This is a genomic window from Duganella sp. BJB476, from assembly GCF_003416895.1.
Taxonomy (GTDB): Bacteria; Pseudomonadota; Gammaproteobacteria; order Burkholderiales; family Burkholderiaceae_D; genus Rugamonas.
In genome coordinates this window covers 393,059-408,296 of sequence record NZ_QVIO01000004.1, presented here as the reverse complement: position 1 = coordinate 408,296, position 15,238 = coordinate 393,059, and the positions used below count along the sequence as shown (strand labels likewise).

Here is a 15,238-nt window from a genome sequence, read left to right as displayed (position 1 = left end):
TTTAATTGTTGATGATGTCGACCACGAACACCGTTGCGCGCTGGGCTTCCATCGACCATTCCTCTTCGGCCTCCAGCACCAGCACGTCGTAGCGCACCATGGCGATGCGTTCGCGCGCGCTGCTCACCGTCAGGCTCTCGCCGTCGGCCAGGAACAGCAGCGTGGTGCCGCTGCGGCGCTTGAGCTGCTCGGCGCCGCTGACCTCGCACGATTCCAGCCGGTGGCGGCAGCGACCGCGCCGCGTCATCACGTTGAAATCGGTGGTCAGGCTGCCGGTGACGGTGGCGTGCACCGCCGCCTCGCCGTCAAATTCGATCAGCGGCTCGCTGGGGCTGAGCACAAAGCGCTCGTCGCCGAAATCCAGCAGCACGCCGTCGCCGTCGACCAGCGCCAGCGAACGGTCGATGCCGGGGAAGGAGGAAAACGGCCCGCTCTGCGAGATGGTCGCCAGGCTGACGCGCCAGTCGAATTCATCGAAGCTCGTGCCGGCGGGAGAGACGGCGATTTCCGTCGTGCTGCCGCCGCCGTTCTTCCACGGCGCGGGCCGCAGGCTTGCATACTGGATTAGCTGGGTCATCGGAACTCCCTCAGTTCGGCCAAGGTCTGCTTGAAGCGCGCAGCGATCGCCTGCTGCGCAACGTGCTGCTGATTGCGTACTACCCACTGGCCGCCGACCATGACGTCCTTGACCAGATTGTCATTACCGCAGAAGACGAAGCTGCCGAGCACCTCGTCCAGCGCCAATCCATACAGATTCGGGTGCTGGTCATCCAGCACGATCACATCGGCGCGACGGCCCGGCGCCAACGCGCCCACCGGCCGTCCGCTGGCCTGCGCGCCGCCCTGCAAGGCGCCCTGCCACAGGAAGTCGCCGACATTGCGCTGCTCGGCCGACACCGCGATATTGCGGCGCTGGTGTTGCAGGCGCTGGCCGTATTCCAGCCAGCGCAGCTCTTCCACCGCGCTTTGCGAAATATGGCTGTCGCTGCCGATGCCGAACCGTCCGCCCGCCGCCAGGAATTCCTCCAGCGGGAACAGGCCGTCGCCCAGGTTGGCCTCCGTGGTCGGACACAGCCCCGCCACGGCGCCGCTCTGCGCTATGTTGTCCACCTCGTCGCGCATCAAGTGCGTCGCGTGGATCAGGCACCAGCGTTGATCGACTTCCACCTGGTCCAGCAGCCACTGCACGGGGCGGCGTCCGCTCCAGTCCAGCGACTGCTGCACTTCCTGCTTCTGTTCCGCGATGTGGATGTGCACCGGACGGTCGTCCGGCAGCGTCACCAGCACCTCGTTAATCTGCGCCACCGAGGCCGCGCGCAGCGAATGCGGCGCCACGCCCACTTCGGTCTGCGCATCGCGCAAGGGCTCCAGCGCCTCGATCACCCCCAGCACATCCTGCGGATCGGTCTTGAAGCGCTTTTGCTCCAGCTTCAAGGCGCTTTCGCCGAAGCCGGAATAACTATACAACACTGGCAGCATGGTGATGCCGATTCCCGCCAAACGTGCGGCGGCGATGACACGCTCCGCCGTTTCCGCCGGGCGCGGATACATGGCGCCGTCCGGCGCGCGCTGCACGTAATGGAACTCGCACATCGACGTGTAGCCATGGCGCAGGCACTCCGAAAACAGCTGAGCCGCGATGGCCTCGATGTGCTCGGGCGTGATGTTGCGCGCGAAGCGGTACATCAGGTCGCGCCAGGTCCAGAAGCTGTCCTTGGTTTCGCCGGCCTTTTCCGTGCGGCCGCCCAGCGCCCGCTGGAAGCTGTGCGAATGCAGGTTGATCATGCCCGGCAGCGCGTACTCCACCACCGGCGCAATCAGCTGCTCACCGGCCGGCGCAGCCACGCCCGCATCCACGCGGACGATGGTGCCGTTCGCGTCCCACTCGACCAGCACATCCTTGCGCCAGCCTTCCGGCAGCAGCGCATTGCGCGCGAACAGCCGGTTCATGCGCGCCCCCAATCGGCGGCGGCCTGCGTCATTTGCTGCAACACGCCCTGTATCTGCTGCGCGCGGTCCGCGCGGTAGCCGTACGGCGCTTCCTCATCCATGTAAGTCGACTGGCACATCTCCAGCTGGATCGCGTGCACATTGTTGGCCGGCTGGCCGTAGTGACGGGTGATATGCCCGCCCTTGAAGCGACCGTTGACGGCCACGCTGAACTGCTGCTGCGCCAGCGCGCGCGACACGATGGCGTCGCTCAGGCCCTGCGCGCAGCTCTTGCCGTCGGCCGTGCCGAAGTTCAGGTCCGGCAGCTTGCCCTCGAAGAAGCGCGGCACCACCGAGGCGATCGAATGCGCGTCCCACAGCACCACGCGGCCGTGCAGCGCCAGCAGCCGGTCCAGCTCTGCGCGCAACTGGTCGTGATACGGCTTCCAGCAGGCGGCCAGGCGGCGCTGCACTTCGGCCTCGCTTGGCGTATGGCCATCGCGGTACAGCGGCTCGCGATGGAAGGTATCGACCGGGCACAGGCCGGTCGTATCCTGGCCCGGATACAGGTTGGTGTTTTCCGGCGGACGGTTCAAATCGATGACGTAGCGCGACCAGCGCGCCGACAATGTCGACGCCCCCATCTCGCCGAGGAACTCGTACAGGCGCACCAGGTGCCAGTCCGTATCCTGCTTGTCGACGGCGGCCGGCGTCATCGCCGCCGCCACGTCGTCGGGAATATCGGTGCCCACGTGCGGCATGGACACCAGCAAGGGAATACTGCCTGCTTTGAACTGATAGTCCATGACGCCTCCTCTTATGGATGCAAGGACGTGAACAAACCTTTGCACGACGCGCTCAACTCGCCGCGCATGACCATGCCCTTGGCCGCTTCGATGTCCGGCGCGAAGAAGCGGTCGGCGTCGAAGAACGGCACCTTCTGGCGCAGCTGCGCATGCACGTGCTCCAGATGCGGCGAGGTTTTCAGCGGACGGTGGAAGTCGATGCCCTGCGCCGCAGCCAGCAGCTCGATGCCGATGATGACGGCGGTGTTGTGCGCCATGTCGTCCAGGCGGCGCGCCGCGTAGGTCGCCATGCTGACGTGGTCTTCCTGGTTGGCCGAGGTCGGGATCGAATCGACGCTGCCCGGATGGGCCAGCGACTTGTTCTCCGACGCCAGCGCGGCGGCGGTGACGTGGGCGATCATGAAGCCCGAGTTCACGCCCGGATCGCGCACCAGGAACGGCGGCAGGCCGGACAAGGTGGCGTCGATCAGCAGCGCGATGCGGCGTTCGGAGATCGCGCCGATTTCGGCGATCGCCAGCGCCAGCGTGTCGGCGGCGAAGGCCACCGGCTCGGCGTGGAAGTTACCGCCCGAGACCACCACCGACAGCTCGCCGTCCTTGAACAGCAGCGGATTGTCGGTGACGGCGTTGGCTTCGATCAGCAGCGTGCGGGCGGCGTTGCCGATGATGTCCCAGCAGGCGCCCATCACTTGCGGCTGGCAGCGCAGGCAGTACGGGTCTTGCACGCGCTCGTCGCCGACCAGGTGCGAGGCGCGGATCGCGCTGTTGCTCACCAGTTGACGATAGATCGAGGCGGCGGCGATCTGGCCCGGCTGGCCGCGCACTTCGTGCACGCGGGCGTCGAACGGCGAATCGGAACCCTTGGCCGCGTCCAGCGACAGCGCGCCGGACACCATGCCCGCTTCCAGCAGGCGCTCGGCCATGAACAGGCCATGCAGCGCCAGCGCGGTCGACACCTGGGTGCCGTTGATCAGCGCCAGGCCTTCTTTCGCGGCCAGCACCACCGGTGCGATGTTGGCGGCTTTGAGTGCGTCTGCGGCCGGCATGATTTCACCGTTGACGCGGACGTCGCCCACGCCCAGCATCGCCAGCGTCATGTGCGACAGCGGCGCCAGGTCGCCCGAGGCGCCGACCGAACCCTTGGCCGGAATGGCCGGCATGATGCCGGCGTTGTACAGCGCGATCAGCGTGTCGATGATCAGCGGACGCACGCCGGAGTAGCCGCGCGCCAGGCTGCCGATCTTCATCAGCAGGATCAGACGGCAGACCGCGTCCGACAGCAGATCGCCGGTGCCGACCGAGTGCGACAGGATCAGGTTGCGTTGCAGCTGTTCCAGCTTGTCGTCCGGGATGCGGGTCTTGGCCAGCAGGCCGAATCCGGTGTTGATGCCGTAGGCGGCATCGCCCTTGGCGACGATGGCGCGCACTGCGGCGGCCGATGCTTCGATAACGGGATAGGCTTCGGCGGCCAGCGCCAGCGGACCGGCGGCGCTCCATACGGCGCGCAGTTCGGTCAGGGTCATCGCGCCCGGTTTCAGGGTCAGTGCATTTTTCATAGAGGTTCTCAAATTATTTAATCATTGGCAGATTGAGGCCGTTGCGCTTGGCGCAGGCGACCGCCGTCTCGTATCCCGCATCGGCGTGACGCATCACGCCCGAACCGCTGTCGTTGACCAGCACGCGCGCCAGGCGTTTGGCGGCGGCGTCGGTGCCGTCGGCCACGATCACCACGCCGGAGTGCTGCGAATAGCCCATGCCCACGCCACCGCCGTGGTGCAGCGACACCCAGGTCGCGCCGCCGGCGGTGTTGAGCAGCGCGTTCAGCAGCGGCCAGTCGGAGACGGCGTCGGTGCCGTCCTTCATGCTTTCGGTTTCGCGGTTAGGGCTGGCGACGGAGCCGGTGTCCAGGTGGTCGCGGCCGATGACGACCGGCGCCTTCAGCTCGCCGTTGCGCACCATCTCGTTGAAGGCCAAGCCGGCGATGTGACGCTCGCCCAGGCCCAGCCAGCAGATGCGCGCCGGCAGGCCCTGGAAGGCGATGCGCTCGCGCGCCATGTCCAGCCAGCGATGCACATTGGCGTGGTGCGGGAACAGTTCCTTGATCTTGGCGTCGGTCTTGTAGATGTCCTCCGGGTCGCCGGACAGCGCCACCCAGCGGAACGGGCCGCGGCCTTCGCAGAACTGAGGGCGGATATAGGCCGGCACGAAGCCAGGGAAATCGAAGGCGTTCTTGACGCCGTGGTCGAACGCCACCTGGCGGATGTTGTTGCCATAGTCGACCACCTTGGCGCCCAGCGTCTGGAAGTCCAGCATCGCCTGCACGTGGACCGCGCAACCTTCGGTGGCGGCGGCCTTCAGTTCTTCGTGGCGTGCGGCGTCGTGCTGCGCGGCCTTCCACTGCTCGACGGTCCAGCCTTGCGGCAGGTAGCCGTTGATCAGGTCATGCGCCGAGGTCTGGTCGGTGACGATGTCCGGCACGACGCCGCCGGCTTTCGCGCGGCGCACCAGTTCCGGCAGCACGTCGGCCGCGTTGCCCAGCAGGCCGATGGAGATGGCGTCGCCATTGGCCTTGTGCAGTTTGATCATCTCCAGCGCCTCGTCGATGCTGGCGGCCTGCTTGTCGAGGTAGCGGGTGCGCAGGCGGAAATCGATGCTGCTCTGCTGGCACTCGATGGTCAGCGACACGGCGCCGGCCATGGTCGCGGCCAGCGGCTGCGCGCCGCCCATGCCGCCCAGGCCTGCGGTCAGCACCCAGCGGCCTTTGAGGTCGCCGCCGAAATGCTGGCGACCCGCTTCGGCGAAGGTCTCGAAGGTGCCCTGCACGATGCCCTGGGTGCCGATGTAGATCCACGAACCGGCCGTCATCTGGCCGTACATGAACAGGCCTTTGCGGTCCAGTTCATTGAAGTGTTCCCAGTTGGCCCACTTCGGCACCAGGTTCGAATTCGCGATCAGCACGCGCGGCGCATCCTCGTGGGTCTGGAACACGCCGACCGGCTTGCCGGACTGGATCAACAGGGTTTGATTGTCTTCCAGCTCGCGCAGCGAGGCCAGGATCTGGTCGTAGCATTCCCAGTTGCGGGCCGCGCGGCCGATGCCGCCGTAGACCACCAGGTGTTTCGGGTTTTCCGCCACTTCCTTGTCCAGATTATTCTGGATCATGCGGTAGGCCGCCTCGGCGCCCCAGTTTTTACAGGTACGCTCCGGTCCGCGTGGGGCGCGGATTTCGCGGCTGGCGTCAAAACGTGGATCGCTGTCTAAATGGGTCGTCATGGTGGCTCCTGCTCCTGAGTGAGTGGGACCGGCCACGCGCGCAACAACGCACGCACGGCCAGCGCATCCTCAAAGGATAAGTTGTATATACAACCAAGTCAATCAGTTTTTAAGCGGTTCTGGGGGAACGAATAATTCCTGAGCTTGTCAAATATGTCATCAGTCCTTGATATCTTGCCAGCATTCGCCAGCACATGCTCACACGGAGCCTCAATATGGTTGCCTTGCCGATCAACCTACAGAATCTGTTGCGCCACCGCACAGTGGAGAGCGAGCGCATTGAGTACAAAGCGGCCTGGAACCCTGATGCGGTCATCCGCACCCTGTGCGCCTTTGCCAACGACTTCGAAAATCTTGGCGGTGGCTACATCATCATCGGCCAGGACTGCGACGCCAACGGCCGACCGATAGCGCCGCCACTCGGGCTGGCAGAGAGTCAGATCGATAAGATCCAGCGGGAATTGCTGGCCGCATGCCAGCAGATACGGCCGCCCTACTTCCCGAGTCTGGCCGTCTGCGATGTGGATGACCGCAAGCTGATCGTGCTGCATGCTCCGGGCGGCATGCACCGCCCATACAAGGCGCCAGCTTCGGTATCGTCCAGGCACAAAAGCTGGCATTACTACATCCGGCGTTACAGCAGCACGGTTGAAGCAAGGGGCGAATGCGAGCAGGAGCTGTTGAACCTGACCGCCAATGTGCCGTTCGACGACCGGATCGCACAACAGGCAAAGTTAAGCGACCTCTCCAAGCCCTTGATGCTGGCCTATCTTCAGGAAGTGGGCAGCGCACTGGCCGAGTATGCGGATAAGCTCTCAATCGAAGACCTGGGCCGACAAATGAACGTGGTAGACGGCCCAAGCGAATGTCCCTGGCCCAAGAACGTAGGCCTGATGTTCTTTAGCGAGACACCGGACCGGTTCTTCCCGTACACACAAATCGACGTGGTCTGGTTCCAGGACGGCCCAGGCGGAGATCACTTTGATGAAAAGATATTCAAGGGCCCCTTGGCGCGAATTGCGCGCGAGGCCTTGGGCTACATTGAGCGCAATTACCTGCACCAGACTGTCCTGAAACATCCTGATCGTGCCGAAGCGACCCGAGTATGGAATTTCCCATATGCGGCCATAGAAGAAGCGGTGGTCAATGCGGTCTATCATCGCTCGTATCAGGAGCGGGAACCGATAGAAGTGCGCATCATGCGCAACGAAATACTGGTATTGAGCTATCCGGGGCCGGACCGGTCGATAAAACTGGCTGACTGGATAACCGGACATGCTACCTGCCACCGCTACCGGAACCGGCGCATCGGAGAATTCCTGAAGGAGCTTGGCCTGACCGAGGGGCGCTCCACCGGCGTACCAAAAATCTTGAAGGCAATGGCAAGTAATGGCTCGCCACCGCCGCAGTTTGACACCGACGATGATCGCAGCGGATGCATGGTCAGGCTGCCCGTTCATCACTTGGCTCAGTGGCCCATCGAGCAGTCCCCACAAGTCACCCCGGAAGTCACCCCGGAAGTCACCCCGGAAGTCGGTCGCCTCATCAAGCTGCTGGTCGGCGAATGGCCGCGCCTGGCACTTCAACAAGCGCTTGGACTTAAGGACGACGACCATTTCCGCATGACCTATCTGCTACCCGCTATACAAGCGGGATTGGTGCAAATGAAGTTTCCCGACAAACCCCGCAGCAGCAAACAACGCTACTTGCTGACCCCGGAGGGGCAGCAATGGCTGAAGCAGCACATCGACGCTTAATCCTGCCGCTTATCCCGCTTGTACACCCGCTTGCCGCCCATCCAGGTCTGCAGCACTTGCGTCTTGCCGATTTGCTCTGCCGGCACCTTGAACAGGTCGCGGTCGATCAGGATGAAGTCGGCCCACTTGCCCGGCTCCAGCGTGCCGATGACGTTTTCCTGGTGCGCCGCGTAGGCCGCGTCCAGCGTGAAGCAGCGGAACGCTTCGGTCAGCGTCATCGCCTGGTTCTTGTACCAGCCGCCGGCCGGCACGCCGGCGTTGTTCTGCCGCGTGACCGCCGCATGCAAACCCTCGAACGGATTCGGCGACTCCACCGGGAAGTCCGAACCGCAGGCGATCCGCGAGCCCTGGTCGAGGAAGGTGCGCCACGCATACGCGCCCTTGATGCGCTCATGCCCCACGCGCTGCTCGGCCATGTTCTGGTCCGAGGTCGCATGCGTCGGCTGCATCGACGGGATGATGCCCAGCGCCTTGAAGCGCGGGATGTCCTCCAGCGCCACCACCTGCGCATGCTCGATGCGGTGGCGCAGTTCGACGTTGTTATATTTCGGGATCAGCTGCGCGTAGGCGTCGAGGATCTGGCGGTTGCCGGCGTCGCCGATGGCGTGCACGTTGACCTGGTAGCCTGCCTTCATGGCCTTGTTCATCTTGGCCAGCATCTCGGCGTTCGGATAGAACAGCAGCCCCTTGGTCGACGGCATGTCGCTGTACGGCGCCAGCAAGGCCGCGCCGCGACTGCCCAGCGCACCGTCCGAATACAGCTTGACGGCGGCCAGCGCGTACACATCGTTGCCATAGGATTTGAGCGGGCCTTCCTTGGACAGCTCGTCGAAATCGGCCGTGGTGTCGCCGATCATCGCGTACACGCGCGTGGTCAGCTTGCCATGGTCGGCGTAGTCGCGATACAGGTCGTCCTGCACCACCTTGATGCCGGCGTCGTGCACGCTGGTCAGCCCGGCCTTGGCCAGCGCGGCCAGCGCGTTGTCCAGCATGCCGCGCGCCTCGTTGGGCGTGGGCAGCGGCACCACCTTGGCGACCAGCTCCATCGCCGCGTCCACCAGCACGCCGCTCGGCTTGCCGGAGGCGTCGCGCTCGATCTTGCCGCCCTTCGGATCCGGCGTATCCCTGGTGATGCCGGCCATTTCCAGCGCCTTGGTATTGACCCAGATGGCGTGGCCGTCGACCCGGTGCAGCAGCACCGGACGGTCGCCCGCCACCGCATCGAGCTCGGCGGCGGTCGGGAAGCGGCCCAGCTTCCACACCTCCTGGTTCCAGCCGAAGCCCACCACCCAGGCGTTCTTCGGGTGCGAGCGGCTGAACTCCGCCACCGCGCGCACCGCGCCGCCCAGCGAGGTGGCGCTGAACAGCTCCACGCCGGAGGCGATTTCGCCCAGCTCGAACACGTGGCCGTGGGCGTCGATCAGGCCTGGCAGCAGGGTCTTGCCCTGCACGTCGATATGCTCCGCCTTCGGCAGCCGGATCGCCGTCTCGCGCTCGCTACCCACCGCGACGATGCGGCCCAGGTCATCGAAAGCCAGCGAACTGAATCGCTGCAAGGTGCCGGCGGCATTGAGCGTATAGCCGTTGGCGTGGTCGATGATGGTGTCGGCCCGCGCCAGCGGCAGGACGGTGGACAGGGCCAGGCTGACGGCGGCGGCCAGCGGGGCGGGCGAAAACAGGGTTGTGCGCATCGAAACTCTCCATTCGGAAGCAAGAACAGAGTGTAGCGCACAACCCGCCGAACGCAACGTCTAGAACAAGCCTTGCAGCGACACCGACAACAGGCGTGAGTCACCGAAGAACGGATAGCTGTAGTGCGACTTGTCCTTGCTCACGTCGTATTGCACCTTGAGCGCGGTGTTCTTGCGGAAATCCCAGCGCAGCGACAGGTACTGCGTGTTGCGCGCTTCGATAGGCTCGTTGATGGTGGTGTAGCGCGAGAAGGTGTACATCGGCGTCCAGGCCTCGTACTGGTAGCCGACGGCAACCAGCGCGTACTTGTAGACGTTGTTGAGCCCCTTGCCGGCGTCGACCTGCTCGTAGCGATCCAGCTCGGACTTGACCAGCCAGTTCTTGTAGTCGACGTTGGCCGACAGCCCGGCGATGCGGGTGCTCTGGCCGTCGACGAAGAACACCTTGCCCGCCGGGCTGTCCTGCCAGGTGGTGTCCTTGTAGTGCATCAGCATGGCGCGCACGTCGAACACGCCGTTGTTGGCCGACACATAGCCGCCCACCATGCTCTTCCACGATTCATGGGTCGGCGTGGCATAGTAGATCTGCGTGTCGTAGGTGTCGTTGTGCTGGGTGTAGCCGCCGGCCCACATGTGGAAGGTGGCGGCCCAGTCGGATTGCCCGAGCTGCGTGCGGTAGCTGGCGTTGGCGCCCTGGTAGGCGTAGATCGGCCAGCCGTAGACGTCCGGCGCCGGCCGCACCCACGGGTAGGCATAGCCGATGTACAGGTAATCGCTGTAGTAGTACAGCGGAATGCGGAACTGGCCGGCCTGGAAGGTCCAGGCGGAATCGGCGGACGGCTGCCAGGTCAGGTAGGCCCAGTCCAGCGTCGGCGTCAGGCCGTGGCCGGGATTATGCGCGCGCACCAGCACCTGCGCCGTGGCCGACAGCGTCGGCGAGAACTCCTTCTTCAGCTGGAAGCCGACCGACGACTCCTGGTTGAATTGCCAGCCCTCGCTGCGTTCGTAGACCGCCGCGTATTCCCAGTTTTGCACCGTGCAGGGGCATTTCCACTGCATGTAGTCCCACGGCGTGCCGCTGCCCTGGGCTTTGCCGCTCAGCACGCGGGCGCCGGTCAGGTTGTAGAAGCCGGTCAGCTTGAGCGTGCCGTCGTCGGTCAGGTCGGTGGCGCCGGCCAGGCCGGCCAGCGCGGCCAGTGCCATCGCTATCAGTGTTTTTTTCATCGAGCAGACTCCAGTAAAGGGAAGAACACGCCGGTTCAAGGAACGATCGCCACGACCTTGACCGTGTCGTCCACCGCCGATTTTTCGATGTAGCCGATGGCGTTGACGTTGTCGGCCACCGCTTTCTTGACGTCGGCACTGCTCTTGTATTCCTTGGGGGGCTTGCCCTTGGCGGTGAAGACGATCTTGGACCAGATGGCCTCGACCTGGGCCGGCGATTTCTCCAGCACTTTTTTACAGAACTCGGCGCGCAGCGGTGAATTTTCCGCCTGTTCCACCGGCGTGAACAGCACCGAGCCGCCCAGGAAGAACTGCGCCGCCTGCGACGGGAACATGCGGGTGGCCGGGTTTTGCGGATTGACGATGATGGCCAGTTCGGCCTGCGCCGACAGCGATGTGCCGCCCAACAGCGCCGCCGCAAGCAGCAGCGTCAGGCGCCGCCGCGGAAAGAGCGAATGCAGATCCATATCACCTCTCTGAAAGTACGTGAGGAAACTATTGCAGTGCGGATTCATTCTAGTCCGTGGTTTTTTTGCATTAAAGTAATTTTTGACAGGTAAAGGTTTTTCCAACCTCGAAGTGTTTCGATTGAACAACGCGTTAGCTAGCGGCTGCGGCCGGGCAAGCCGGTTACAATGCAGTCTTTGCCGCCCGATAAGCACCTCTCGTGTCCAGCCGCCTACTCTATTTACGCCTGCTCAAGCAGTTCTCCCCCTACGCCTGGATCGGCGTCGTCACCCTGTTCGCGGTCGGTCTGGCCGCCGCCACCGACGTGCTGCTGATCCGCCAGCTGCAAAACGTGGTCGATGCGCTGGCTCCGACGCACAACCTGGCCGCAGTCCGTCCGGCAGCCGGCCTGCTGGCCGAAATGCAGGAATGGCTGGGCCGTTTGCTGCCGCACGATCCGATCAACGCCGCGCTGTGGTCGATTCCGGCGGTGATCTTCGGGTTGGCCGTGATGCGCATGTTTTCCAGCTTCGCCGGCGAATACGGCGCCGCGTGGCTGAGCAGCCGGGTGCAGGCTAACCTACGCGAGGTGATGTTCGCCCGCATCATGCGCCTGCCCAACCATTACTTCGACCAGTCCTCGACCGGCACCACGCTGTCGCGCGTGGCCTTCGACGCCGCCCAAGTGGCGCAGGCCACCCTGAACGTGATCAACGTCGCGGTGCGAGACTCGGTCATGGCCATCGGCTACCTGTCCACGCTGTTCATCGTCGACTGGCAACTGGCCCTGTTCTGCCTTGGCCTGCTCCCACTGGTGGCCATCATCGTCACCTTCGCCGGACGCCGCATGCGCCACCTGAGCAAGAGCGCGCAGGCGGCCATGGGCTACCTGACCAATGTGCTCGATGAAAGCATCAGCGGCCAGCGCGTGGTCAAGATCTTCGGCGGCCAGAAGTACGAGCAGGCCCGCTTCGACGGCGTGGTCAAGCTCAATCGCCAGCTGGCCGTCAAGCACGCGGCGACGTCGGCGCTCAACTCCGGCATCATCATGCTGCTGATCGGCACCACGCTGTCGTCGGTGATCTACTTCGCGCTGCTGCGTGCCCGGGCCGGCGCGCTGACGCCGGGCGCCTTCGTGGCCTTCATGTCGTCGCTGATGGCGATGCAGTCGCCGATCAAGAACCTGACCAAGATTAACGAACCGTTGCAGCGCGGCCTGGCCGCCGCAGAATCCGTGTTCGGCCTGATCGACACCGAGGCCGAAGCCGATACCGGCACCAAAAAGGTGGAGCGCGCCATCGGCCGCCTGGCGCTGGAGGAAGTCAGCTTCCACTACGGCGCCGACGGTGACACCAAGCCGGCGCTGGACCGCGTGTCGCTCGACATCGCCGCCGGCGAGACGGTGGCCCTGGTGGGCAGCTCGGGCAGCGGCAAGACCACGCTGGCCGGCCTGCTGCCACGCTTCTACGACGTCAGCGCCGGCAGCATCAAGCTCGATGGCGTCGACCTGCGCGACTACACCATGACCTCCCTGCGCCAGCAGATCGCGCTGGTCAGCCAGGACGTGGTGCTGTTCAACGACACGCTGGCGGCCAACATCGCCTACGGCGATCCCGAGCCGTCGATGCAGCGCATCGAGGCGGCGGCCCGCGCCGCCCACGCGCACGAATTCATCGAACGCCAGCCCAATGGCTACCAGACCTCGGTCGGCGAGAACGGCCTGCGCCTGTCGGGCGGCCAGCGCCAGCGCCTGGCGATCGCCCGCGCGCTGTACAAGAACGCGCCCATCCTGATCCTGGACGAAGCCACCAGCGCGCTGGACACGGAATCGGAACGCCTGGTGCAGGCGGCATTGGAAGTGCTGATGCAGGGCCGCACCACGGTGGTCATCGCGCACCGCCTGTCGACCATCGAAAACGCCGACCGCATCGTGGTGCTGGACGGCGGCCGCATCGCCGAAGTGGGCAGCCACGAGGCGCTGCTGGCGCAGCACGGCATCTACGCCCGCCTGTACCAGACGCAGAAGAGCGTTCAGGTCGCGTCGTGAAAAATCAGTCCCAGCGTGTGTCGTGAACCAGTGCGGATCCGGCTCACGCCATGCCGCATGGCGACCCGGTAGACGCCGCGCGCGCCCTGCGCCGGGCGGTGATTGACCGGGAAGATCACCATGTCGCCGCGCTTCAGCGGCACCACCTCCACCCGCGACTGCATGCGCGGGCGCTGCTCGGTCAGCACGAACTCCCCACCTTCGAAATCCTTGCCCGGTTGGCTCAGCAAGATCGCCGCCTGCAGCGGGAACACGTGTTCGCCGTACAGGTCCTGGTGCAGGCAGTTGTAGTCGCCCGCGCCGTATTGCAGCATCAGGGGCGTCGGACGCTGCTGGCCGGCGGCGTGGCAGCGCGCCAGGAAGTCGGCATGGTCGGGCGGGAAGCGCGCTTCCATGTCCATCAGCTCGTGCCAGCGGTTGGCGATGTCGGCCAGCGGGCCATACAGCGATTGCCGCAGCGCCGAGATCATCGACGGCAGCGGATAGCGGAAGTACTGGTACTCGCCGCTGCCGAAGCCGTGCTGCGCCATCACCACCCGGCTGCGAAACAGCGACGCTTGCCGGTACTGCGCCGCCATCGCGACGCATTCGTCGGCGCCCAGCATGCCGGGGACGATGGCGTAGCCGTGCGCGTTCAACTCATCGGCGATGGCCTGCCAGTCCAGCCCCGCCACGTGCACCGCGATGCCGGCCGCCGCGCCGACCGCCTTGCGGGCGTTGGCCAGCGCCAGCGCATTGGCTGCGGCTTGGGCGGCAGCGTCGGCGTTGTCGCCCGCCGGGATAGCGCCGCCTCCGGGCGCTGCGGCCTGCGTCGGCGGCGCCACGCTCACCGGCAGCGGCTTGCGCGGCTTGCGCTCGGCCGCACCGCCGCCGAAATCGAACTCACCGTTCGTCATTTGCCCGACTCCCGGTCCAGCAGCGCGGCCTTGCGGTCCACGCCCCAGCGATAGCCGGAGATCGAACCATCGTTGCGCACCACGCGGTGACACGGTATCGCCACCGCCAGCGCGTTCGCCGCGCAGGCCCCGGCCACCGCCCGCGCGCCCTTGGGCGAGCCGACCAGCGCCGCCAGTTCAGCATAGCTGACCGTGCGCCCGGCCGGGATCTCGCGCAGCACCTGCCACACGCGCTGCTGGAAGGCGGTGCCGCGCACATCGAGCGGCAGGTCGAGGCCGATCTCCGGCCGCTCCACCATGCCCACCACGCGCGACACCACCTGCTCATACTCCGGCTCCGCGCCGATCAGCTCCGCCTTCGGGAAGCGGTCCTGCAGATCGCGCACCAGCACATCGGGATCGTCGTCGATCAGGATCGCGCAGATGCCCTGCTCCGTGCTGGCCACCAGGATCGCGCCCAGCGAACAGGCGCCGATGGCGAAACGGATCTGCGCACCGCGTCCGCCGGCGCGGAAGGCGGTCGGCGTCATGCCCAGCACCGACGGCGTCTGCGCATAGAACCGTCCGCTGGAGTTGTAGCCGGCCGCGTACATCGCGTCCGTCACCGTGGCCTGCTGCGCCAGCCCGTCCTGCATGCGGCGCGCCCGCTGGGCGTTGGCGTAGGCCTTGGGCGTAATCCCGGTCACCGCCTTGAACATGCGGTGGAAATGGAAGCGGCTCACGCCCACGGCCGTCGCCAGGCTGTCCAGGTCCGGCGCGCTCTCGGCGTCGGCGGCGGCCGCGTCGATCAGGCGGCAGGCTTGCGCCACGATGGCGGCCTGGCGCTCGGCCAGCGGCGGCTGGTCCGGCTTGCAACGCAGGCAGGGACGGAAGCCTGCCTGCTCGGCCGCCTCGCGGCTGTCGTGGAAGGCCACGTTCTTGCGCAGCGCGGGCCGCGCCCCGCACGATGGCCGGCAGTACACGCCGGTGCTGCGCACCGAGTACCAGAACTCGCCGTCGGCGCCGGCGTCGCGCTGCCGCACGGCTTCCCAGCGCAGCTCATCGCCCTGGTAGGCGGTGCGTGTAACTTCTTTGTTTGCTGTCTTGCCCATCTCAGACTCCATGATCGGATAAGGAATGCAGCCATCCTATCCAGCGCCGCGCCGCGACGCACTCCGGCTCTTGCTTT

The 15,238-nt window shown here is 65.5% G+C and carries 12 protein-coding genes; 2 read left to right on the top strand and 10 right to left on the bottom strand.

From position 1 onward, the window contains the following. Position 1: 1 nt before the first annotated feature. From D0T21_RS18375 to hutU, 5 genes are read right to left on the bottom strand one after another with little or no spacing between them, the layout of a single operon-like run. Positions 2-577, bottom strand: coding sequence for a HutD family protein (locus D0T21_RS18375; RefSeq protein WP_116991824.1), 576 nt, complete (start codon positions 575-577; stop codon positions 2-4). Further along, positions 574-1,950: a formimidoylglutamate deiminase gene (locus D0T21_RS18370; protein WP_116991827.1), complete on the bottom strand. Its 1,377-nt coding sequence runs from the start codon at positions 1,948-1,950 to the stop codon at positions 574-576. Before D0T21_RS18370 ends, D0T21_RS18375 begins: the two co-directional genes overlap by 4 nt. Continuing rightward, complete coding sequence (gene hutG, locus D0T21_RS18365) at positions 1,947-2,735, bottom strand: N-formylglutamate deformylase (RefSeq protein WP_116991829.1); 789 nt, start codon at positions 2,733-2,735, stop codon at positions 1,947-1,949. The genes D0T21_RS18370 and hutG overlap by 4 nt, the downstream gene beginning before the upstream one ends. Before the next feature lie 11 nt (positions 2,736-2,746). Continuing rightward, positions 2,747-4,291, bottom strand: a complete 1,545-nt coding sequence (gene hutH, locus D0T21_RS18360; RefSeq protein WP_116991832.1) for a histidine ammonia-lyase — start codon at positions 4,289-4,291, stop codon at positions 2,747-2,749. Positions 4,292-4,304: 13 nt separating this feature from the next. After that, positions 4,305-6,008: a urocanate hydratase gene (gene hutU, locus D0T21_RS18355; protein ID WP_116994460.1), complete on the bottom strand. Its 1,704-nt coding sequence runs from the start codon at positions 6,006-6,008 to the stop codon at positions 4,305-4,307. A gap of 215 nt (positions 6,009-6,223) precedes the next feature. Here hutU and D0T21_RS18350 point away from each other — a divergent pair, with 215 nt between their 5' ends. After that, positions 6,224-7,765, top strand: coding sequence for a Fic family protein (locus D0T21_RS18350; RefSeq protein WP_116991836.1), 1,542 nt, complete (start codon positions 6,224-6,226; stop codon positions 7,763-7,765). Here D0T21_RS18350 and D0T21_RS18345 read toward each other — a convergent pair. Genes D0T21_RS18345 through D0T21_RS18335 form a run of 3 tightly spaced genes read right to left on the bottom strand, consistent with a single transcriptional unit; the run spans position 7,762 to position 11,147 of the window. Then, positions 7,762-9,456, bottom strand: a complete 1,695-nt coding sequence (locus D0T21_RS18345) for an amidohydrolase (RefSeq protein ID WP_116991839.1) — start codon at positions 9,454-9,456, stop codon at positions 7,762-7,764. The genes D0T21_RS18350 and D0T21_RS18345 overlap by 4 nt on opposite strands. A 60-nt stretch (positions 9,457-9,516) precedes the next feature. Continuing rightward, on the bottom strand, positions 9,517-10,680 hold the full coding sequence (locus tag D0T21_RS18340) for a hypothetical protein (RefSeq protein ID WP_116991841.1): 1,164 nt from the start codon (positions 10,678-10,680) through the stop codon (positions 9,517-9,519). A gap of 35 nt (positions 10,681-10,715) precedes the next feature. Next, positions 10,716-11,147 (bottom strand): hypothetical protein, encoded by a 432-nt coding sequence (locus D0T21_RS18335; protein WP_116991843.1) that lies wholly within the window; start codon positions 11,145-11,147, stop codon positions 10,716-10,718. Between the two features lie 200 nt (positions 11,148-11,347). Here D0T21_RS18335 and msbA point away from each other — a divergent pair, with 200 nt between their 5' ends. Beyond that, positions 11,348-13,174 (top strand): lipid A export permease/ATP-binding protein MsbA, encoded by a 1,827-nt coding sequence (gene msbA, locus D0T21_RS18330; RefSeq protein ID WP_116991844.1) that lies wholly within the window; start codon positions 11,348-11,350, stop codon positions 13,172-13,174. Here the strand turns inward: msbA and D0T21_RS18325 are convergent. Continuing rightward, the gene (locus tag D0T21_RS18325) at positions 13,159-13,905 is read right to left on the bottom strand and encodes a 2OG-Fe(II) oxygenase (RefSeq protein ID WP_199538542.1); all 747 of its coding nucleotides are present in this window, start codon (positions 13,903-13,905) and stop codon (positions 13,159-13,161) included. The two genes, msbA and D0T21_RS18325, sit on opposite strands and share 16 nt — an antisense overlap. A gap of 161 nt (positions 13,906-14,066) precedes the next feature. Further along, the gene (ada, locus tag D0T21_RS18320) at positions 14,067-15,173 is read right to left on the bottom strand and encodes a bifunctional DNA-binding transcriptional regulator/O6-methylguanine-DNA methyltransferase Ada (protein WP_116991845.1); all 1,107 of its coding nucleotides are present in this window, start codon (positions 15,171-15,173) and stop codon (positions 14,067-14,069) included. Positions 15,174-15,238: the final 65 nt, after the last annotated feature.